Here is a 21,011-nt window from a genome sequence, read left to right as displayed (position 1 = left end):
CCGGTTCCGGGAACTTTCCCGGAGGGCCGGGAGTTGTCGGTTCCGGGTGCCCGATGCCGTGTAGGGACACGGGATTCGGGGAACCTTCTGGTCTCGCGTCGCGTTTCCGCTGCGTGCACTGTGACATCACGGTGACAGGGTGTGGTGACAGGCGGGGTGCGGCTACGATGACCGGCACAAGGACGGGCGGCGCAAGGAAGTCGTCCCCTGGGGCGGCACTCACCGGTGCTGCCCCGATTCCTGCGGACAGGGGCGGCCCCAAGCCGGGGCGAGGAGGGCGGGCCATGGTGCAGAAGGCCAAGATCCTCCTGGTCGATGACCGGCCGGAGAATCTGCTGGCGCTGGAGGCCATCCTCTCCGCGCTCGATCAGACGCTGGTGCGGGCATCGTCCGGGGAGGAAGCGCTCAAAGCGCTGCTCACGGACGACTTCGCGGTCATTCTGCTGGACGTCCAGATGCCGGGCATGGACGGTTTCGAGACGGCCGCGCACATCAAGCGGCGGGAGCGGACCCGGGACATCCCGATCATCTTCCTCACCGCCATCAACCACGGGCCGCACCACACCTTCCGCGGCTACGCGGCGGGCGCGGTGGACTACATCTCCAAGCCGTTCGACCCCTGGGTGCTGCGCGCGAAGGTCTCCGTCTTCGTCGATCTGTACATGAAGAACTGCCAGCTGAAGGAGCAGGCGGCACTGCTGCGGCTCCAGCTGGAGGGCGGCGGCCGGGGCGCCGTCGGCGACGGCAAGGAGGCGGCCGGACTGCTCGCCGAGCTGTCCGCGCGCCTGGCCGCGGTCGAGGAGCAGGCGGAGGCGCTGTCCAAGCAGCTCGACGACGACTCGGCGGACGCCGCGGCGGTGGCGACGGCGGCCCATCTGGAGCGCAAGCTCACCGGTCTGCGCCGCGCACTGGACGCGCTGGAGCCGGGCACGGGCAGTCCCTCCTCGCTCCCCTCGCAGAACTGACGTCCACCGGCGGCGCGTTGGGGCCGCCCGGCGGAGTCGGTCGCCGCGCCCGCCGGACGTCCGGGGCGCGGCCGCAGCCCATGTGAGCCCTGGTCAACTGCCGCAAGGACAGCCACGACACGAACGGGTGAAGCAGAGGGCACACGTGTCCGGCGCCGCCTCCGGCGGTAATCTCGCACCTATGGCCTCACGTCCCTCCGCAGCCAACAAGCCGCCCGCGAAGAAGGCGGCCGCTTCCGCGAAGGCTCCGGCGAAGCAGGCCGCCGCGAAAAAAGCCCCGGCCAAGAAGGCTCCCGCGAAGAAGGCACCCGCCAGGAAAGCCGCCGCGGCCAGGCCCGCGCCCCGGCCGGCGCCGAACCCCACCGGGGGCGTGCTCCGTGTCGTGCGCGCCCTCTGGCTCGGCCTCGCGCACGCCGTCGGCGCCGTCTTCCGCGGCATAGGGCAGGGCGCGAAGAACCTCGACCCCGCGCACCGCAAGGACGGCATCGCCCTGCTGCTGCTCGCCGTCGCGCTGATCGTCGCCGCCGGTACCTGGGCCGATCTGCGCGGTCCCGTGGGCGACCTGGTCGAGATCCTGGTCACCGGCGCCTTCGGGCGGCTCGACCTGCTGGTGCCGATCCTGGTCGGGATCATCGCCGTCCGCTTCATCCGGCACCCGGAGAAACCCGAGGCCAACGGCCGGATCGTGATCGGTCTGTCGGCGCTCGTCCTCGGGGTGCTCGGCCAGGTGCACATCGCCTGCGGCTCGCCCGCCCGCAGCGAGGGCATGCAGGCGATAAGGGACGCCGGAGGTCTCATCGGCTGGGGCGCGGCGACCCCGCTGACGTACGCCATGGGCGAGGTGCTGGCCGTACCGCTGCTGGTGCTGCTGACCGTGTTCGGCCTGCTGGTCGTCACCGCCACCCCCGTCAACGCCATCCCGCAGCGGCTGCGGCTGCTCGGGGTGAAGCTGGGCCTGCTGCCCGACCCCGAGGACTACGAGGACGCCGGGTACGGCGAGTACACCGAGGACGACGCGCGCTACGACGAGCAGTGGCGCGAATCCCTGCCCGCGCGCCCCCGCAAGCGCCGCAGCGCCCCCCAGGACCAGGGCTACGACCCCGAGACCGCCGAGCAGGAGGCGCTCGCCAAGCGGCGCGGCCGGCCCCGGCGCTCCGCCGTGCCGCAGCCCGACATGGAACGGCAGATGGACGCGGTGGACGTGGCCGCCGCTGCCGCCGCCGCGCTCGACGGCGCCGTCCTGCACGGCATGCCGCCCTCCCCGGTGGTGGCCGACCTCACCCAGGGCGTCACTGTCGGCGACCGCGCCGAGACCCCCACGCCGACCCCGGTCCCGGCCGCCCGCCCCGAGCAGGACGCGCCCGCCGCGCCCCCCCGGAGCGAACCGGCGCCGAGCGGTGCCACGGCCAGTGCCACCGGAGCGGGCGCCCCGGCGCGCCCGGCGGCCGGGAAGCCCCCCGCCGGGGTCCCCGACCTCACCAAGGCGCCGCCCGCCGAGACCCAGGACCTGCCGCCGCGCGCCGAACAGCTCCAGCTCTCCGGCGACATCACCTACGCCCGGCCGTCCCTGGACCTGCTGGAGCGGGGCGGCCCCGGCAAGGCGCGCAGCGCCGCGAACGACGCCATAGTGGACGCGCTGACCACCGTCTTCACCGAGTTCAAGGTCGACGCGCGCGTCACCGGCTTCACCCGCGGCCCGACGGTCACCCGCTACGAGGTCGAACTCGGCCCGGCCGTGAAGGTCGAGCGGATCACCGCGCTGGCCAAGAACATCGCCTACGCCGTCGCCAGCCCGGACGTGCGGATCATCAGCCCGATCCCCGGCAAGTCGGCGGTCGGCATCGAGATCCCCAACACCGACCGGGAGATGGTCAACCTCGGTGACGTGCTGCGCCTGGCGGCCGCGGCCGAGGACGACCACCCGATGCTCGTCGCGCTCGGCAAGGACGTCGAGGGCGGCTATGTGATGGCCAACATCGCGAAGATGCCGCACATCCTGGTGGCCGGTGCCACCGGCTCCGGCAAGTCGTCCTGCATCAACTGCCTGATCACCTCGATCATGATGCGGGCGACCCCGGAGGACGTCCGCATGGTCCTGGTCGACCCCAAGCGCGTCGAACTGACCGCGTACGAGGGCATCCCGCACCTGATCACGCCGATCATCACCAACCCCAAGCGGGCCGCCGAGGCGCTCCAGTGGGTCGTGCGCGAGATGGACCTGCGCTACGACGACCTGGCCGCGTACGGCTTCCGGCACATCGACGACTTCAACGCGGCCGTGCGCGCCGGCAAGGTGAAGTCCCCGGAGGGCAGCGAGCGCGAGCTGCAGCCGTACCCGTATCTGCTGGTGATCGTGGACGAGCTGGCCGACCTGATGATGGTCGCGCCGCGCGACGTGGAGGACGCGATCGTGCGCATCACGCAGCTCGCGCGCGCCGCCGGCATCCACCTGGTGCTCGCCACCCAGCGGCCCTCGGTCGACGTCGTCACCGGTCTGATCAAGGCGAACGTGCCGTCCCGGCTGGCCTTCGCCACCTCCTCGCTCGCCGACAGCCGGGTCATCCTCGACCAGCCCGGCGCCGAGAAGCTGATCGGCAAGGGCGACGGGCTGTTCCTGCCGATGGGGGCGAGCAAGCCGACCCGGCTCCAGGGCGCCTTCGTCACCGAGGCCGAGGTCGGGGTGGTCGTCCAGCACTGCAAGGACCAGATGACGCCGGTGTTCCGGGACGACGTCGTCGTCGGCAGCAAGCAGAAGAAGGAGATCGACGAGGACATCGGCGACGACCTCGACCTGCTGTGCCAGGCGGCCGAGCTGGTGGTCTCCACGCAGTTCGGGTCGACGTCCATGCTCCAGCGCAAGCTGCGCGTCGGCTTCGCCAAGGCCGGGCGGCTGATGGACCTGATGGAGTCGCGGAACATCGTCGGGCCCAGCGAGGGGTCCAAGGCGCGCGACGTGCTGGTGAAGGCCGACGAGCTCGACGGCGTGCTGGCCGTGATTCGGGGCGAGAGCGAGGGGTAGGCGCAAGGAGTCCGCCGGGGCCGACGGCCGCCCGGCGGACACCGGTGCCGCGAGCGGGCGGCGGGCCGGTCCGGCCGGTGGTCCGGCCGGCCGGGTCCGCTCGTCCGTGATCCACCCGTTAACCGGCGCCGGGCAACCGTTTCGCCTGGCCGTACGTCAACGTGGGCAGGACACCGGACGCGGGTCCCGCCATCGGCTCCGCATCCGTCCCACCATCGGATTGTCCGGCCATTCCGATGGCGTACAAAGTACCGCCGCCGGGTCGCTCCACCCTTCGGCACACCCCTAGACTGAACCTCCAGCACAGGCGGCTACACGCTCGAAAGGCGCCCCCGTGTCCATCGGCAACTCCCCTGAAGACGAGCGTCCGTTCGAAGACGTATCCGAGGAAGCCGGCCCCTCCGTCGGCCGATCCCTCAAGGACGCCCGGCTCGCCGCCGGGCTCACCGTCGACGAGGTCAGCACCGCCACCCGCGTCCGTATCGCCATCGTGCACGCCATCGAGGCCGACGACTTCGCCCCGTGCGGCGGGGACGTCTACGCCCGGGGACACATCAGGACCCTGGCACGCGAGGTGGGTCTCGACCCCGCCCCGCTGCTCGCCCGGTTCGACGCCGGACACGGCGGACGCCCGGCGCCGACCCCGGCCGCCCCGCTCTTCGAGGCGGAACGCATCCGCCCCGAGCGCCGCGGACCCAACTGGACCGCCGCCATGGTCGCCGCGATCGTCGTGGTCGTCGGCTTCGTCGGCTTCACCGCCTTCAAGGGCGGCGACGACGGCGACGCCAGTGCCAAGGCGCAGGCCGCCGAGGGCTCCACCGCCTCCACGAGCACCCCGCCCTCGCCCGCCCCCAAGCACACCAAGCCCGCCGGTCCCAAGCCCGCGCCCTCGGACAGCGCCATCGCCGCCGCGCCCCAGGACAAGGTGACCGTCCAGGTCAGCGCGCCCAACGGCCGCAGCTGGGTCTCGGCCAAGGACCACAACGGCCGCATGCTCTTCGACGGCCTGCTGAGCAAGGGCGAGTCCAAGACCTTCCAGGACAGCTCCAAGATCAACCTGATCCTGGGCGACGCCGGGGCGGTCCAGCTCTACGTCAACGGCAAGAAGATCGAGGACCAGTTCCAGTCGGGCGCGGTGGAACGCCTCACGTACACCAAGGGCGACCCCCAGGTCGGGTGACATCGCGACCTGCCCGTGACCGCGGTCCCGCCAGGCAGGAGAACAAGAGGCCGGCCGTACTCGGCCAACCCCTTCGACGTGGGGTGTCGGCGGGACAAAGTAGTCTTGAGCCCATGCCTGAACGCCGTACCGTCGCACTCGTCACTCTCGGCTGCGCCCGTAACGAGGTGGACTCGGAGGAGCTCGCAGGCCGTTTGGAGGCGGACGGCTGGCAGCTCGTGGAGGACGCCGCGGACGCCGATGTCGCCGTCGTCAACACCTGTGGCTTCGTGGAAGCCGCCAAGAAGGACTCCGTCGACGCCCTCCTGGAGGCCAACGACCTCAAGGACCACGGCAGAACCCAGGCCGTGGTCGCCGTCGGCTGCATGGCCGAGCGGTACGGCAAGGAACTCGCCGAGGCCCTTCCCGAGGCCGACGGCGTGCTCGGCTTCGACGACTACGCCGACATCTCCGACCGCCTCCAGACCATCCTGAGCGGCGGCATCCACGCCGCCCACACCCCCCGTGACCGCCGCAAGCTGCTGCCCATCAGCCCGGCCCAGCGCCAGGACGCGGGCACCGAGGTCGCCATCCCGGGCCACGGCCCCGCCGACCTGCCCGAGGGCGTCGCACCCGCCTCCGGGCCGCGCGCACCGCTGCGCCGCCGGCTGGACGGCGCCCCGGTCGCCTCCGTCAAGCTCGCCTCCGGCTGCGACCGCCGCTGCTCCTTCTGCGCCATCCCCTCCTTCCGCGGCTCCTTCATCTCCCGCCGCCCCAGCGACGTGCTGAACGAGACGCGGTGGCTGGCCGAACAGGGCGTCAAGGAGATCATGCTGGTCTCCGAGAACAACACGTCCTACGGCAAGGACCTCGGCGACATCCGCCTGCTGGAGTCCCTGCTGCCCGAGCTGGCGGAGGTCGACGGCCTGGAGCGGGTGCGGGTCAGCTACCTCCAGCCCGCCGAGATGCGGCCCGGACTGATCGACGTCCTCACCTCCACCCCGAAGGTCGCCCCCTACTTCGACCTCTCCTTCCAGCACTCCGCGCCCGGCGTGCTGCGCGCCATGCGCCGCTTCGGCGACACCGACCGCTTCCTGGAACTGCTGGACACCATCCGCTCCAAGGCGCCCCAGGCCGGGGTGCGCTCCAACTTCATCGTCGGCTTCCCCGGCGAGTCGGCGGCCGACCTCGCCGAACTGGAGCGGTTCCTCACCGGCGCCCGGCTCGACGCCATCGGCGTCTTCGGCTACTCCGACGAGGACGGCACCGAGGCCGCCACCTACGAGAACAAGCTCGACGGGGACGTCGTCGCCGAGCGGCTGGCCCGGGTCTCCCGGCTGGCCGAGGAGCTGGTCTCCCAGCGCGCCGAGGAGCGCGTCGGCGAGACCGTGCGGGTACTCGTCGAGTCCGTCGACCCCGAGGAAGGGGTGTACGGCCGGGCCGAGCACCAGGCGCCCGAGACCGACGGCCAGGTGCTGCTCACCGGCGGCACGGGCCTGACCGTCGGCCGTATGGTCGAGGCGAAGGTGGTCGGCACCGAGGGCGTCGACCTGGTCGCCGAGCCGCTGGCGGATCCGCTCGGGTGGAGTGAGGAGGCGGGCAGATGACGGGAGTCCCGGCATCCGCGGCGGGCGGCGCCCCCGGGGCGCGGCCCACGGCCCAGCAGGTGTCCGCCGCCATGGTCCCCGGCGCCGCAGGGCAGGGGGCCGAGGACGCGGAACGGGAGCAGGACGCCGGCAGGCCCGCGCGCGGCGGGAAGATCACCGCCGCCGCCGTCAACCAGGCGAGCGTGTGGAACGTCGCCAATCTGCTGACCATGCTGCGGCTGCTGCTGGTGCCCGCCTTCGTGGCCCTGATGCTGGCCGACGGCGGCTACGACCCGGCGTGGCGCTCGTTCGCCTGGGCGGCGTTCGCCGTCGCGATGATCACCGACCTGTTCGACGGTCATCTGGCCCGTACGTACGACCTCGTCACCGACTTCGGGAAGATCGCCGACCCCATCGCCGACAAGGCGATCATGGGGGCGGCGCTCATCTGCCTCTCCGCCCTCGGCGACCTGCCCTGGTGGGTGACCGCCGTGATCCTCGGCCGGGAACTCGGCATCACCCTGCTGCGCTTCCTGGTCATCCGCTACGGCGTCATCCCCGCGAGCCGCGGCGGCAAGCTCAAGACCCTCACCCAGGGCGTGGCCGTCGGGATGTACGTGCTGGCGCTGACCGGCTGGCTGGCCACCCTGAGGTTCTGGGTGATGGCCGCGGCCGTGGTGCTGACCGTGGTGACCGGCCTGGACTATGTGAAACAGGCCATTGTGCTGCGCAGGCAGGGAATCGCCGAGCGCAGGGCGGCGTTGAAGGAACCGGAAGCGTGAGTTCGTACGCCATCGACGTGGTGGAACTACTGACCGTGAGGGGTGAGACGCTCGCAGTCGCGGAGTCGCTGACCGGTGGCCTCGTCGCGGCGGACATCACCTCGGTCCCCGGGGCCTCCAAGGTCTTCCGGGGTTCGGTCACCGCCTACGCCACGGACCTCAAGCACCGCCTGCTCGGCGTGGACGCCACTCTGCTGGCGCAGCGCGGGGCGGTGGATCCGCAGGTCGCGGCCCAGATGGCGGCCGGAGTGCGCGAGGCACTGGGTGCGGACTGGGGCATCGCGACCACGGGTGTCGCCGGACCCGAGCCCCAGGACGGACAGCCCGTCGGCACGGTCTACGTGGCCGTGGCGGGCCCGCCGTACGCCGAGGACGGCGCGACGGGTGGCGGGAAAACAGCCGCACTGCGGTTGAACGGCGACCGGGCGGACATTCGTATGGAGAGTGTACGGAGCGTACTCGCCCTGCTCCTGGAGCGGACAGCGGGCGAACACACCGGGAACGAGCGGGCACAGGATACGGAACGGAACGGGGGGTTCTGATGTTTACAGCCCTGAGTGAACACGACATCGCTCCCCGCACGGCCGCGTCGCGAGGCGGTACGGTGGGGCGTGAAGGATGCGGCTACGCGGTCCGAGGAGGGAGCCACCGATGATTCTGCTCCGTCGCCTGCTGGGTGACGTGCTGCGTCGGCAGCGCCAACGCCAGGGCCGTACTCTGCGCGAAGTCTCCTCGTCCGCCCGAGTCTCGCTCGGCTATCTCTCCGAGGTGGAGCGGGGGCAGAAGGAGGCTTCCTCCGAGCTGCTCTCCGCCATCTGCGACGCGCTGGACGTACGGATGTCCGAGCTCATGCGGGAAGTGAGCGACGAACTCGCCCTTGCCGAGCTGGCCCAGTCCGCTGCGGCCACCGATACCGTGCCCACGCCGGTTCGCCCGATGCTGGGTTCCGTGTCGGTGACCGGCGTGCCACCGGAACGGGTGACGATCAAGGCGCCCGCCGCCGAGGCGGTGGACGTGGTCGCCGCGTGACGGCTCTGTGCGCGTGAACTGACGTAAGACGTCGTGAGGCCCCGGCCGGGGTGTCTCCGGGAGACCGGGGAGGCAGCGGCCGGGGCCTTTCGCGTGCTCCGGGCCGCGCGGAAGGCGGCCGTCCCCGGAGGCGTGGGCGAGGGGCGCTCGCGTTTGCCGGGGCGCTGCGCTCCGGTGAGGGTGGAGAACGGACCGATTTCCGGTCGACCGGCGCAAGGGAGCGGGAGAAGCACCTCCGCGTGCTCCGGTGCGCCCTCCTGCGGGCGAGGGCGGCGTTCTAGCGTCGGGCTGGAGGTGGGCGCGTGGGTGCGACGGCGGGGCAGGTACTGCGCTGGGGCGCCGCCCTGGCGCTCGGAGCCTTGTGGTGGTGGGCGGTGCTGCGTCTGGTGCTGACGGACGGCGCGGGGGTGCTGGAGGCGGCGGTCGCGGCGGGCGGCTGGGGCCTGAGCGTGCTGCCGCTGCACTGCGTGGGGGCGCCGTCCGCGTCTCCCTGCCCGGACCGCGCCGACGGGGGTGAGCGGTTCGCCGCGCCCCAGGATCTGGGTGGTTCGTCGTGGGCCGAGGCCGGCGGCTGGCCGTACGGGCACGGCGGGGGAGCGCTGTCCTCCGGGGGCGGGTGGCCGACGTCCGGCGAGGGCGGCGGTCCGGCGGCGGGGACGGGTGCGGGCCCAGGGCTTGAGCGGCCGGAGGACGGGTCGGGGCGCTGTCCGGCTGAGTGAGCGGCTGCGGTGGTCCGGCCGTGTCGGTGGTCCGGCCGTGTCCGGACCTCGGGGTGACGGCGCGTCAGCGGGGCGTGCGGTGGTATCGGTCGCGCCACCGCTGCGAGGAACCGGGCGGCGGAGCGGGTCCGGCCTGGCAGGACGGGCACCAGTACGTGGGACGTTCCTGGGAGCCGTCGCCCTGGTCGGCGACGCGGACCGAGGTGCCGCAGCGCAGACAGGGGCGGGGCGCACGGCCGTAGACGAACAGGTCCTGACCGCGCAGGCCCGTGGTCTGCCGGACCACGCGCTCGCGGTTGGCCTCCAGGAGCCGCCGGGCGAGGGCGGGCAGCTTCGCCGCGCGGTCGGCGGGCAGGGCGCCCACGGGCAGCCACGGTGTCACGCCGAGCAGGAAGCACAGCTCGCTCTTGTAGACATTGCCGATCCCGGCGAGGTTGCGCTGGTCGAGCAGGGCCTCGCCGAGCGGGCAGGCCGGGTCGGCGAGGAGGTGCGACAGGGCCAGCTCGGCGTCCCAGTCGGGGCCGAGCAGGTCCGGGCCGAGGTGACCGACGACGCGTTCCTCCTCGGTGCTGCGCAGCAGCTCCAGCACGGGCAGGCGGTAGCCGACCGCAGACCGCTCGGCGGTGGCGAGGACGACGCGGATCTGGTGCCCGGGGCCGCCCTTCCAGCGTTCGCCGCTGCCGAACACCTTCCAGGCGCCCTCCATCCGCAGATGCGAGTGCAGCGTGAGACCGCCCTCGAACCGGGTGAGCAGGTGTTTGCCCCGGGCGATGGTGTCCAGCACCCTGCGGCCGGACAGATCAGCGGTGGCGTAGCGCGGCACCCGGAAGTCGCTGCGGACCAGCACCTGGCCCGCGAGCGCGTCGTGCAAGCGCTTCGCGGCCTGCCAGACCGTGTCACCCTCGGGCATGCGTCAAGGGTGACACGGCGCCGGGCGCGCGGCTCCGGTGGCCCGCGCCCGCATCAGGCGCGCAGCCGCAGTCCGCGCGGGGTCGCGATGAAGCCCGCCGTCTCCAGCAGGGGGCCGAAGGGGGAGGTCAGGGCGGGGGCGCCGTTGATCCGCTCCACCGTGACGGTGCCGAGGGAGCCCGCGCGCGCCGCCGCGGCCAGTCCCTCGGCCGCCGCCGTCAGACGCGGGTCGTCGAGGGGCGCGGTGTCCGAGATGTCCGAGGCGTTCGAGGTGTCCGGGCCGGCGGGCCACGCCAGCACGGTCTTGCCGCCGCGCTCCATGTACAGCGTCAGCTCGCCGTCCACGAGGACCACCAGGGAACCTGCCTTGCGTCCCGGCTTGTGCCCGGCACCGGTCGGCGGCTCGGGCCAGGGCAGGGCGGCGCCGTAGGCGTTCGCGGGGTCGGCGGCGGCGAGCACGACGGCGCGGGAGCCGGGGGTGTCCTGCCGTCCGCCGCCCCGCCGTCCGCCGGACCCCGGACCGTACGGGAAGGAGGGGCCGCCGCCTCTCCGGTCGCCGCCGCGCGGGCCGCCCACGCCGGGCGCGGCGAGATCGGCCGGGGAGACGTAGGCACCAGGGGAGAAGGGGGTCGGGGCGGAAGCGGTGGGATCGGCGGGCGGCCAGTCGACGTCGGTCGCCCAGTCGGGAGCGGACGTCCAGTCGGAGGCGGACGTCAGGTCGGGTACGGCGGTCGGGGAGCCGTCGGCGGGCGCCCGGCCGCCGGGGGCTCGCCCGGGTGCGACGGAGGGTGCCGGTGCGGCCGCGCCGAAAGCGTCCGGGACACCGTCACCGGAACGGGCGCCGGGCAGTCCCTCGCCGCGCTCGCGGGCGTTCGCCACCGCGCGCAGCCGGTCCACGGCGCCGTCCATCGCGAACTGGGCGGCGCCCAGGCCCTCGACCACGTACCCGCGGCGCGCCTGCCCGCTGTCCTCGAAGGCGGACAGGATCCGGTACACCGCCGAGAAGCCGCCCTCGACGCCCTCCGCGGCGACCGCGCCCCGGGTGACCACGCCGTGCCGGTCGAGCAGGGTGCGGGCCAGCGCGTGGGCGCGCACGGTCGGATCCGGCTCGTGGGCGGGCAGCAGCGACCAGCGTCCGGCCACGGTCGGCGGCCCCGTGCGCGAGGCGGCGCGGGCCGCCGCGGTCAGGGAGCCGTAGCGCCCGCGCGGGACGGCCCGCTTGGCGCGGTGGGCGGTGGAACCGGCCGTACGGCCCGAGCCGAGCAGGGCGCGCATCGGGGCCAGGGTGTCGTTGGTGAGCCGGCCGGACCAGACGAGGTCCCAGAGCGCGTCGGCCAGTTCGGGGTCGGTGGCCTCCGGGTGGGTGGTGGCGCGGACCCGGTCGGCGATCTGGCGGAAGAACAGGCCGTACCCGCCCGAGAGGGCGTCCAGCACGGAGGCGTGCAGCGCGGTCTGCTCCAGCGGGTGCGGCGGCGGCAGGAGCAGCGGCGCCGCGTCCGCCAGATACAGCGAGACCCAGCCGTCCTTGCCGGGCAGCGCCCCGGCGCCCGCCCACACCAGCTCACCCGCCGCGGTGAGCTCGTCGAGCATCGCCGGGGTGTAGTCGCTCACCCGGGACGGCAGGACGAGCTTCTCCAGGGCGGACGCCGGTACGGAGGCGCCCTGGAGCTGTTCGACCGCGCGGACCAGTCCGTCGGTGCCCCGCAGGCCGTGCCCCCTGCCGATGTGCTGCCACTGCGGCAGGAACTGGGCGAGGGCGGGCGGCGGGACCGGCTCCAGCTCGTGCCGCAGCGCGGCCAGCGAGCGGCGCCGCAGCCGCCGCAGCACCGTCGCGTCGCACCACTCCTGTCCGATGCCCGCCGGATGGAACTCGCCCTGGACCACCCGGCCCCCGGCGGCCAGCCGCTGCAACGCGCCCTCGGTGACCGCCGTCCCCAGACCGAAACGGGCCGCGGCGGTCGCCGAGGTGAACGGGCCGTGCGTGCGGGCGTAGCGCGCGAGGAGGTCGCCCAGCGGATCCTTGACCGGTTCGGTGAACGCCTCCGGGACGCCGACCGGCAGCGCCGTGCCCAGCGCGTCGCGCAGCCGTCCGGCGTCCTCGACCGCGGCCCACTGCGGGGTGCCCGCGATCCTGACCCGGATGGCGCGGCGCCGGGCGGCCAGCTCCTCGGCCCAGCCCGGCTCCGCGCCGCGCTCGGCCAGCTCCTCGTCGGTGAGCGGTCCGAGCAGCCGCAGGAGGTCCGCGACGCCCTCGATGTCCTTGATCCGGCGGTCCTCGGTCAGCCACCGCACCTCCCGCTCCAGCTCGGCCAGCACGTCGGCGTCCAGCAGCTCGCGCAGCTCGGCCTGGCCGAGCAGTTCGGCCAGCAGCCGGGAGTCCAGGGAGAGCGCGGCGGCGCGGCGCTCGGCCAGCGGCGAGTCGCCCTCGTACAGGAACTGGGCGACATAGCCGAAGAGCAGGGAGCGGGCGAAGGGAGACGGCTCGGGGGTGGTCACCTCGACCAGCCGGACCTTGCGGGACTCGATGTCCCCCATCAGCTCGACCAGCCCCGGCACGTCGAAGACGTCCTGGAGGCACTCGCGGACGGCCTCCAGGACGATCGGGAACGAGCCGAACTCGCTCGCCACCTGGAGCAGCTGGGCGGCGCGCTGGCGCTGCTGCCACAGCGGGGTGCGCCGGCCCGGGTTGCGGCGGGGCAGCAGCAGCGCGCGGGCGGCGCACTCGCGGAAGCGGGCGGCGAACAGGGCCGAGCCGCCGACCTGGTCGGTGACGACCTGGTCGACCTCGCCCTTGTCGAAGGCGACGTCCGCGGCGCCCACCGGTGCCTGCTCGGCGTCGTACTCCGCACCGGCCTTCGACGGCTCCTGGTCGAGCAGGTCCAGACCCATGAGGTCGGCGTCGGGCAGGCGCAGCACGATGCCGTCGTCCGCGTGCATGACCTGCGCGTCCATGCCGTACCGCTCGGCCAGGCGGGCACCGAGCGCCAGGGCCCACGGGGCGTGCACCTGGGCGCCGAAGGGGGAGTGCACGACGACCCGCCAGTCGCCCAGCTCGTCGCGGAAGCGCTCCACGACGATGGTCCGGTCGTCGGGGACATGGCCGCAGGCCTCGCGCTGCTCGGCCAGATAGGACAGCACATTGTCCGCGGCCCACGCGTCGAGACCGGCGGCGAGCAGCCGCAGCCGCGCGTCCTCCCGCGGCAGCGAGCCGACCTCGCGCAGGAACGCGCCGACCGCGCGGCCCAGCTCCAGCGGGCGGCCCAGCTGGTCGCCCTTCCAGAAGGGCAGGCGGCCCGGTACGCCCGGCGCGGGCGAGACCAGGACCCGGTCGCGGGTGATGTCCTCGATGCGCCAGGAACTCGTGCCCAGGGTGAAGACGTCGCCCACCCGGGACTCGTAGACCATCTCCTCGTCCAGCTCGCCGACCCGGCCGCCGCCCTTCTTGGGGTCGGAACCGGCGAGGAAGACACCGAAGAGCCCGCGGTCGGGGATCGTGCCGCCGGAGGTGACGGCGAGGCGCTGCGCGCCGGGCCGGCCGGTGACGGTGCCCGCGACCCGGTCCCACACCACGCGCGGGCGCAGCTCGGCGAACGCGTCCGAGGGATAGCGCCCGGCGAGCATGTCGAGCACGGCGGTGAACGCCGACTCGGGCAGCGAGGCGAACGGCGCCGCCCGGCGCACCACGGCCAGCAGGTCGTCGATCTGCCAGGTGTCCAGGGCCGTCATCGCGACGAGCTGCTGGGCGAGGACGTCCAGCGGGTTGGCGGGCACCCGCAGGGACTCGATGGCACCGGTGCGCATCCGCTCGGTCACCACCGCGGCCTGCACCAGGTCGCCGCGGTACTTCGGGAAGACCACGCCGGTGGAGACGGCGCCCACCTGGTGCCCCGCGCGGCCCACACGCTGGAGCCCGGAGGCGACGGACGGCGGCGACTCGACCTGCACGACGAGGTCGACGGCGCCCATGTCGATGCCCAGCTCCAGGCTGGAGGTGGCGACCACCGCCGGGAGGCGGCCCGCCTTCAGGTCCTCCTCGACCAGGGCGCGCTGCTCCTTGGAGACCGAGCCGTGGTGGGCGCGGGCGATCACCGGGGGCGCGCCCTGGGCCGCGCCCGAGCCGCCCATCAGCTCGGCCGGGGAGTGGTGCTCGTCCAGGGGCTCGCCGGTCGCCCGCTCGTAGGCGATCTCGTTGAGGCGGTTGCACAGGCGCTCGGCGAGGCGGCGGGAGTTGGCGAAGACGATGGTGGAGCGGTGCGCCTGCACCAGGTCGGTGATGCGCTCCTCCACATGCGGCCAGATCGAGGGGCGCTCCGCGCCGTCGTCGCCGTCGGCGGCCGGGGAGGCGCCCAGCTCGCCCAGGTCCTCCACCGGGACGACCACCGACAGGTCGAACTCCTTGCCGGACGCGGGCTGGACGATCTCCACCTTGCCGCGCGGGGACAGATAACGGGCGATCTCGTCGACCGGGCGGACGGTCGCGGACAGCCCGATCCGGCGGGCGGGCTTCGGCAGCAGTTCGTCCAGGCGCTCCAGGGTCAGCGCGAGATGGGCGCCGCGCTTGGTGCCCGCCACGGCGTGCACCTCGTCCAGGATCACCGTCTCGACGCCGGTCAGCGCGTCGCGGGCGGCCGAGGTGAGCATCAGGAACAGCGACTCGGGGGTGGTGATCAGGATGTCCGGCGGGCGGGTGGACAGGGCGCGGCGCTCGGCGGGCGGGGTGTCGCCCGAGCGGATGCCGACCTTCACCTCGGGCTCGGGCAGGCCCAGCCGGACGGACTCCTGCCGGATGCCGGTGAGCGGACTGCGCAGATTGCGCTCCACGTCGACGGCGAGCGCCTTGAGCGGGGAGACGTAGAGCACCCGGCAGCGCTTCTTCGGGTCGGCCGGCGGCGGCGTCGAGGCCAGCTGGTCCAGGGCGGCGAGGAAGGCGGCCAGCGTCTTGCCGGACCCGGTCGGGGCCACGACCAGCACGTCCGAGCCCGCGCCGATGGCCCGCCACGCGCCCGCCTGGGCCGCGGTGGGCGCGGAGAACGCCCCCGTGAACCAGCCGCGGGTCGCGGGGGAGAAGCCGTCGAGGGCCCGGTGTGCGTCGCTGACCATGCGTCCATCCTGCACCCGGCCACTGACAACGGGGTCCGGCCCGCCCGGTGCGCGGGGAGGACCGGGAGCGGCGGAGAATCGACGTATGGCGGCATCCGGCGAGGAGCGGGCACGGCACTGGCGGTACGACGAACTGCCCGGTGTCGATCTGCTGCGCGCCCGGTACGTCCGCAAGGAGTTCGTGCGCCACACGCACGAGCACTTCGTGATCGCCGCCATCGCGGAGGGACTCGAGGTCTTCCACCACCGCGGGGCCGACCAGTACGCCGGACCGGGCACCCTCGCGCTGGTCAATCCGGACACCCCGCACACGGGCCGGGCCGGTGTCCCCGAGGGCTGGCGGTACGGCGCCGTGTACCCCTCGCCCGATCTGGTGGCCGAGATCGCCGCCGAGACCACCACCCTGCGGGGGACACCGGGCTTCGTCAGCCCGGTCCTCGACGACCCCGGCGCCGCCCGCCTGGTGCACCAGGTGCTGCGCGCGGCCGACGAGGGCAACGCGCTCGCCGCCGACACCCTGCTGCGGATCGCCGTGACCCGGCTGCTGCGGCGCAACGGCGGCGTGCTGCCGCAACGGGTGGCCCGCACGGCGGGACACGGCGTCGCGGCACGCGCGCGTGCCGTGCTGGAGGACCGGATCGCCGAGCCGCCCACCCTCGAATGCCTGGCGGCGGACCTCGGGACGAGCCCGTTCGCACTGCTGCGCGCCTTCCGCAGCGCCTACGGGATGCCGCCGCACACCTGGCTGACCGACGCCCGGGTGCGTCGGGCCAGACGGCTGCTGGACGAGGGCACCGCGCCCGCCGCCGCGGCCGCCGCCGTGGGCTTCACCGACCAGTCGCACCTCAGCAGACACTTCTCCCGGATCGTGGGCGTGCCGCCGGGCGCCTACCAGCGGGAGCGCAAGAACGTACAAGACGCGCGGCCACCGCTGCTCCTACCGTCCGGGGTGTGGCAGAAGAGACAGCTCTCGCAGACACGCGCGCCGGACGCGCAGCAGCGGCGGGCGCGGGAGGGGACGGCGGCGGGAAACCGGACGCCGCCGTCGTCCGGGACGCCCTCGGGGTCGGGATCGCCGTCGGCCTTTCCGGGTTCGCCTTCGGGGTGACCTCGGCGGGCAGCGGGCTCACCCTCTGGCAGACCTGCGCGCTCAGCCTCCTGGTGTTCACCGGCGCCTCCCAGTTCGCGCTGGTCGGGGCGCTGGCCGCCGGGGGCAACCCGCTCACGGCGGCGGCCGGTGCCTTCTTCCTGGGGGTGCGCAACGCGTTCTACGGGCTGCGGCTGTCCCAGGTGCTGGCCCTGCCGCGCAGGAGCCGGCCGTTCGCCGCCCAGTGGGTCATCGACGAGACCACCGCCGTGGCGCTGGCGCAGCCCACCCGGCGCGCGGCGCGGATCGGCTTCACCGTCACCGGGGTCACCCTCTACGTGCTGTGGAACCTCACCACGCTGCTCGGCGCGCTCGGCGCCGAGGCCATCGGCGACACCGACGCCTGGGGCCTGGACGCGGCCGGGCCCGCCGTCTTCCTGGCACTGCTCGCCCCCATGCTGCGGAGCGCCACCGAGCGGACCGCCGCCGCGCTCGCGGTGCTCCTCGGGCTGGGGCTGCTGCCCGTCCTGCCGGCCGGGGTGCCCGTGCTCGCCGCCGCCTTCGCCGCGCCGGCCGTGCTGTACCTGGAGGGCCGCCGCCGGGGCGGCACCCGGGACGACGTACAGGACGACGTACGGGACGACGTACGGGACGGTGCCCCGGACCCTGTGCGGGACGAGACCCGGGACGTACGCGCCGAGGCACAACAGGACACGGCGCGAGAAGACCAGACGCGAGAAGACAAGACGCGAGAAGAAGAGGCAGACCGGTGAACACCTGGACCGCGGTCGTAGCGACCGCACTCGGCTGCTACGCCGTCAAGCTGGCCGGGCTGCTCGTCCCGGCGGGTGCCCTGGAACGGCCGCTGGTGCGACGGCTCGCCGCGCTGCTCCCGGTGGCCCTGCTCGCCGCCCTCACCGCCCAGCAGACGTTCGCCGACGGGCGCGTGCTCGTCCTGGACGCCAGGGCGGCCGGTCTCGCGGCGGCCGCCGTGGCGCTGGTGCTGCGGGCGCCCTTCCTGCTCGTCGTCGCGGCGGCCGTGGCGGTGACGGCCGGGGTGCGGGCCCTGGGCGGCTGAGCGCACCTCCTTCGGGAGGACCGCCCGCGGCGGACGCTCAGCCGATGACGCGGCCGTACGCCCTCAGGGTGAGCAGCGCCTCGATCGTCACCATGGGCCGCGCCTCCAGCACGGCCGCCGGGGACCAGGGGCGCCGGGTGACCGGCCAGCCGCCGTCCTCCTGCTGCCCGTCCGCGAGGAAGTCCAGCGAGCGGGCCATCTCCTCGTCGGTGAACCACGCGCGCGCCAGCGAGCCGGGCGTGCGCGCGAAGTCGTGCGGGAAGTGCTGCGGGAAGTCGTGCGGGAAGCGGTGCTCGTCGGGCGTGTGGCCGGGGGCGCCCGGCCGGTCCTCCCGGCGGTCCGGGTCCAGGACCGCCAGCCGCCGCTCGCGGACCAGGCGGCCCAGCCGGTCGGCGGCGGCACGCGCGCGCGTGCGGTCCGGCACATGGTCCAGGAAGGCGACGGCGGCCCGCACCTCGTACGGGTGGGACGCCTCCAGCGACTCGATCCGCTGCCAGCAGAAGTCGCCCGCCCGGAACAGCCACGCGTGCCACACCTCGTTGCGGTGCAGCAGACCGACCACCGGCCCGGTGGCCAGGAGGTCGCCCGGCGGATCGTCCGGCACCGGCACGAAGGGCGCCGTGGGATAGCCGCGCTGGGCGGGACGGACCGCGGGCAGCGCGCCGTCCGGGGTGGAGACGGAGGTCAGATAGCGGCACACGCGCTCCACCCGGCGGCCGCCGCAGCGCCCGGCCCGGTCCAGGACACGGAGCGCGAGCGCGGTGTGCAACGGCTGGCTGACCGGTCCCCGCAGATCCGGCTCCAGGGCGTGGCCGTACCCGCCGTCGTCGTTGCCGTAGGCGTCCAGCGCGCTCTCCACCGGGTCGGCGGCGCCGTTCAGGAAGAGGTGCGCGAAGAGCCGCTGCTCCAGCACGCGCGCGGTGAGCCACACGAAGCGTTCGGCACGGAAGAGCGGGGAGGCCGCCGAGGGCGGCGCGGGAGCGGGGGAAGATCGTGTCTCGGCCATGGATCAGACCGTAGGGCGCCCCGCGGTCCCGGCAGGCGCTCCCGGGCTGGTCTCACTCCCAGGGGCTGGATACTGGGGGCATGCGGTTGACGGTCTTCTGGGAGCGGATGGCGGAGCACTTCGGTGCCGGGTACGCCGAAACCTTCGCACGCGATCACGTGATGTCCGAGCTGGACGGGCGCACGGTGCAGGAGGCACTGGCGGCCGGCTGGGACGCCAAGGACGTCTGGCGCGTGGTCTGCCAGGTGATGGACGTCCCGGGGGAACGCCGGTGACCGGGCACCGTGCGCACCGGGCTGTGCGGGACTGTCGGTGGCATCGGCGACACTTGCACCGTGGCACCCACTGACGAGTCCGGGCCGACGGCCCCGCACACCGCCCCGACCGGTACGACACCGCCCGCCCGGCCGCCCGCCGCGGGTGCTGCCGGGCCGGGCGCCCGCATGCCGCGCTGGCTGCCGCGCGCCATGGTGCTCGCCCTCGCGCTGGTCGCCGCCTTCCAGTTCGGCAGCTGGGCCTTCCACCAGGTGACCGGCCTGCTGATCAACGTCCTCATAGCGTTCTTCCTGGCGCTCGCCATCGAGCCCGCGGTCAGCCGTATGGCGGCGCGCGGCATGCGCCGGGGCTTCGCGACCTTCCTGGTCTTCCTGGGGCTGACGATCGCCACGGCGGGCTTCGTCACCCTGCTCGGGTCCATGCTCGCCGGGCAGATCATCAAGATGATCGAGAGCTTCCCGGAGTATCTGGACTCGGTCATCCACTGGATCAACACCACGTTCCACACCGAGCTGCGGCGTGTCGACATCCAGGAGGGGCTCCTGCACTCCGACTGGCTGCGCAAGTACGCGCAGAACAGCGCCGCCGGTGTGCTCGACGTCTCCGCCCAGGTGCTCGGCGGGCTGTTCCGGATCCTGACGGTCGCGCTGTTCTCGTTCTACTTCGCGGCCGACGGACCCCGGCTGCGCCGTGCCCTGTGCTCGGTGCTGCCGCCCGCCCGCCAGGCCGAGGTGCTGCGCGCGTGGGAGATCGCCGTCGACAAGACCGGCGGCTATCTGTACTCGCGCAGCCTGATGGCGCTCGTCTCGGGAATCGCCCACTACATCCTGCTCCAGGCCCTCGGCGTGCCGTACGCGCCCGTGCTCGGTGTGTGGGTGGGCCTGGTGTCGCAGTTCATCCCCACCATCGGCACCTATCTCGCGGGCGCCCTGCCCATGCTGATCGCGTTCACCGTCAACCCGTGGTACGCGCTGTGGGTGCTGGCGTTCGTGGTGGTCTACCAGCAGTTCGAGAACTACATGCTGCAACCCAAGCTGACCGCGAAGACCGTCGACATCCACCCCGCGGTCGCCTTCGGCTCGGTCATCGCGGGCACCGCGCTGCTCGGCGCCGTCGGCGCGCTGATCGCCATCCCGGCGGTCGCCACGCTCCAGGCGTTCCTCGGGGCGTACGTGAAGCGGTACGACGTCACCGACGACCCCCGTGTCCAGGGCCACCGCACCCGGGTCCCGGCACCGGGGACGCTCGCGCGCATACGGCGGCTGGTGCGGCAGCCGCAGGCCGGGCCGGGGACGGCACGGACGCCGGACACCGCCGCGGACGGGCCCGGGACGGCGGCGGGCACCCGCGGTGCCGTGGTGGCGGAGGAGGGCTCAGCCGCCGAGTGATCCGGCGCCGCGCGGCGCCGGGTGCCCGTCCGCGCGCCGCTCACAGGCGCACGGCGGCCCAGACCCCGGCCCCGGCCACCGCGAGGGCGTAGCAGACGACCGCCGCGGCCACGATCCGCCGACGCGTCCGCTCCTCCCAGGAGGTGCGGGACAGCAGCAGGGCCAGCGCGGGCAGTACCAGTACCGCGTGCAGGCTGACCCCGTGCAGCGGCTTGAGCGGAGCCGTCGAGTGGTACGCCGCCTGCTGGTGCCCCGTGCGGGTGAGCACCACCCCGCGCGCGATCATCGCCGCGCCCGAGGCGAGCGCGACGAGCAGCACCGCGAACCCGGAGCGCAGCGCGAGCGGCATCCCGGCGGGCCCCGCCGGACGGTGCCGGAAGGACGCCACGGCGAACACGGTCAGCAGGGCCACGAGCACCCCGCCGCCCACGGCGAGCGTCATCGACACCGCCGTGTCGAACGGGGTCTCCATGTTCAGGTGCGAGGGCACCCGGCGCCACGCCTGGAGGGTGATGCCGCCCACCTCGACGACGCAGTCGGCGGCGAGGACGGCGAGCAGCGCGGCGCGCCGCCGGTCCGGCACGCGCAGGTACGACGTCACCCAGGTGAGCGCGATCAGCGTCAGCCCGAAGGACAGCCCGAAGGTGATGGGCTTGCGCCAGGACACGGGCCCGTCCCACGGGCCGCCGTCGACCGCGAGGACCAGCAGATGGACGAGGCCCGACACGACGAGGAGAAGCCCCGTGATGTGGCACAGCCGTTCGACGGGGCGCAGCGCGCGGGCGCGCGCCGCCAGGGACGGGGCGGACGGGCGCGCCGGGCGCGACGAGGGAGCGGAGACTGCCATGGCACCACCCTCGCGACCGGGCCCCGCCCCGGCGTCGTCCGAGTGAAGGCATCTCCCGTAC

General features: G+C 74.0%; 17 protein-coding genes. 13 read left to right on the top strand and 4 right to left on the bottom strand.

The window, feature by feature from the left end; all coding sequences use genetic code 11:
- Positions 1–284: 284 nt before the first annotated feature.
- The 8 genes from ACWDYF_RS18230 to ACWDYF_RS18195 all read left to right on the top strand — a co-directional run bounded on the left by ACWDYF_RS18230 (position 285) and on the right by ACWDYF_RS18195 (position 9,259).
- Positions 285–965, top strand: a complete 681-nt coding sequence (locus ACWDYF_RS18230) for a response regulator (RefSeq protein ID WP_381739371.1) — start codon at positions 285–287, stop codon at positions 963–965.
- A 181-nt stretch (positions 966–1,146) separates the two neighbouring features.
- On the top strand, positions 1,147–3,984 hold the full coding sequence (locus ACWDYF_RS18225) for a DNA translocase FtsK (protein ID WP_389470032.1): 2,838 nt from the start codon (positions 1,147–1,149) through the stop codon (positions 3,982–3,984).
- Positions 3,985–4,318: 334 nt separating this feature from the next.
- The gene (locus ACWDYF_RS18220; RefSeq protein WP_389470029.1) at positions 4,319–5,164 is read left to right on the top strand and encodes a helix-turn-helix domain-containing protein; all 846 of its coding nucleotides are present in this window, start codon (positions 4,319–4,321) and stop codon (positions 5,162–5,164) included.
- 113 nt (positions 5,165–5,277) lie between these two features.
- Positions 5,278–6,750, top strand: a complete 1,473-nt coding sequence (rimO, locus tag ACWDYF_RS18215) for a 30S ribosomal protein S12 methylthiotransferase RimO (RefSeq protein WP_389470025.1) — start codon at positions 5,278–5,280, stop codon at positions 6,748–6,750.
- On the top strand, positions 6,747–7,511 hold the full coding sequence (pgsA, locus tag ACWDYF_RS18210; protein WP_026252008.1) for a CDP-diacylglycerol--glycerol-3-phosphate 3-phosphatidyltransferase: 765 nt from the start codon (positions 6,747–6,749) through the stop codon (positions 7,509–7,511). The genes rimO and pgsA overlap by 4 nt, the downstream gene beginning before the upstream one ends.
- On the top strand, positions 7,508–8,053 hold the full coding sequence (locus ACWDYF_RS18205; RefSeq protein WP_389470020.1) for a CinA family protein: 546 nt from the start codon (positions 7,508–7,510) through the stop codon (positions 8,051–8,053). The genes pgsA and ACWDYF_RS18205 overlap by 4 nt, the downstream gene beginning before the upstream one ends.
- A gap of 109 nt (positions 8,054–8,162) precedes the next feature.
- A complete protein-coding gene (locus ACWDYF_RS18200) occupies positions 8,163–8,540 on the top strand; it encodes a helix-turn-helix domain-containing protein (protein ID WP_018564735.1) in 378 nt (125 codons plus the stop codon).
- A gap of 302 nt (positions 8,541–8,842) precedes the next feature.
- A complete protein-coding gene (locus ACWDYF_RS18195; RefSeq protein WP_389470016.1) occupies positions 8,843–9,259 on the top strand; it encodes a hypothetical protein in 417 nt (138 codons plus the stop codon).
- 64 nt (positions 9,260–9,323) lie between these two features.
- On the opposite strand, the gene ACWDYF_RS18190 is transcribed toward ACWDYF_RS18195, so the two are convergent.
- Positions 9,324–10,169, bottom strand: coding sequence for an Fpg/Nei family DNA glycosylase (locus ACWDYF_RS18190; protein ID WP_389470013.1), 846 nt, complete (start codon positions 10,167–10,169; stop codon positions 9,324–9,326).
- Positions 10,170–10,222: 53 nt separating this feature from the next.
- The gene (locus ACWDYF_RS18185; RefSeq protein ID WP_389470010.1) at positions 10,223–15,268 is read right to left on the bottom strand and encodes an ATP-dependent helicase; all 5,046 of its coding nucleotides are present in this window, start codon (positions 15,266–15,268) and stop codon (positions 10,223–10,225) included.
- 85 nt (positions 15,269–15,353) lie between these two features.
- Between ACWDYF_RS18185 and ACWDYF_RS18180 the strand changes: the two genes are divergently transcribed.
- The 3 genes from ACWDYF_RS18180 to ACWDYF_RS18170 are packed head-to-tail and all read left to right on the top strand — an operon-like array spanning position 15,354 to position 17,433.
- The gene (locus ACWDYF_RS18180; RefSeq protein WP_389470006.1) at positions 15,354–16,376 is read left to right on the top strand and encodes an AraC family transcriptional regulator; all 1,023 of its coding nucleotides are present in this window, start codon (positions 15,354–15,356) and stop codon (positions 16,374–16,376) included.
- Complete coding sequence (locus ACWDYF_RS18175; RefSeq protein ID WP_389470057.1) at positions 16,340–17,128, top strand: AzlC family ABC transporter permease; 789 nt, start codon at positions 16,340–16,342, stop codon at positions 17,126–17,128. The genes ACWDYF_RS18180 and ACWDYF_RS18175 overlap by 37 nt, the downstream gene beginning before the upstream one ends.
- The gene (locus ACWDYF_RS18170) at positions 17,125–17,433 is read left to right on the top strand and encodes an AzlD domain-containing protein (RefSeq protein ID WP_018564729.1); all 309 of its coding nucleotides are present in this window, start codon (positions 17,125–17,127) and stop codon (positions 17,431–17,433) included. The genes ACWDYF_RS18175 and ACWDYF_RS18170 overlap by 4 nt, the downstream gene beginning before the upstream one ends.
- A 37-nt stretch (positions 17,434–17,470) precedes the next feature.
- On the opposite strand, the gene ACWDYF_RS18165 is transcribed toward ACWDYF_RS18170, so the two are convergent.
- Complete coding sequence (locus tag ACWDYF_RS18165) at positions 17,471–18,439, bottom strand: hypothetical protein (RefSeq protein WP_389470003.1); 969 nt, start codon at positions 18,437–18,439, stop codon at positions 17,471–17,473.
- Positions 18,440–18,519: 80 nt separating this feature from the next.
- On the opposite strand from ACWDYF_RS18165, the gene ACWDYF_RS18160 reads away from it, so the two are divergent.
- Together ACWDYF_RS18160 and ACWDYF_RS18155 are read left to right on the top strand one after the other, a co-directional pair.
- A complete protein-coding gene (locus ACWDYF_RS18160; RefSeq protein ID WP_018564727.1) occupies positions 18,520–18,714 on the top strand; it encodes a DUF3046 domain-containing protein in 195 nt (64 codons plus the stop codon).
- 60 nt (positions 18,715–18,774) lie between these two features.
- The gene (locus ACWDYF_RS18155; RefSeq protein ID WP_389470000.1) at positions 18,775–20,103 is read left to right on the top strand and encodes an AI-2E family transporter; all 1,329 of its coding nucleotides are present in this window, start codon (positions 18,775–18,777) and stop codon (positions 20,101–20,103) included.
- A 40-nt stretch (positions 20,104–20,143) separates the two neighbouring features.
- Here ACWDYF_RS18155 and ACWDYF_RS18150 read toward each other — a convergent pair whose 3' ends face one another.
- The gene (locus tag ACWDYF_RS18150; protein ID WP_389469997.1) at positions 20,144–20,950 is read right to left on the bottom strand and encodes a hypothetical protein; all 807 of its coding nucleotides are present in this window, start codon (positions 20,948–20,950) and stop codon (positions 20,144–20,146) included.
- Positions 20,951–21,011: the final 61 nt, after the last annotated feature.

It is taken from the genome of Streptomyces sp. NPDC003284 (assembly GCF_053589675.1).
This window is presented reverse-complemented; position numbering and strand designations above follow the sequence as displayed.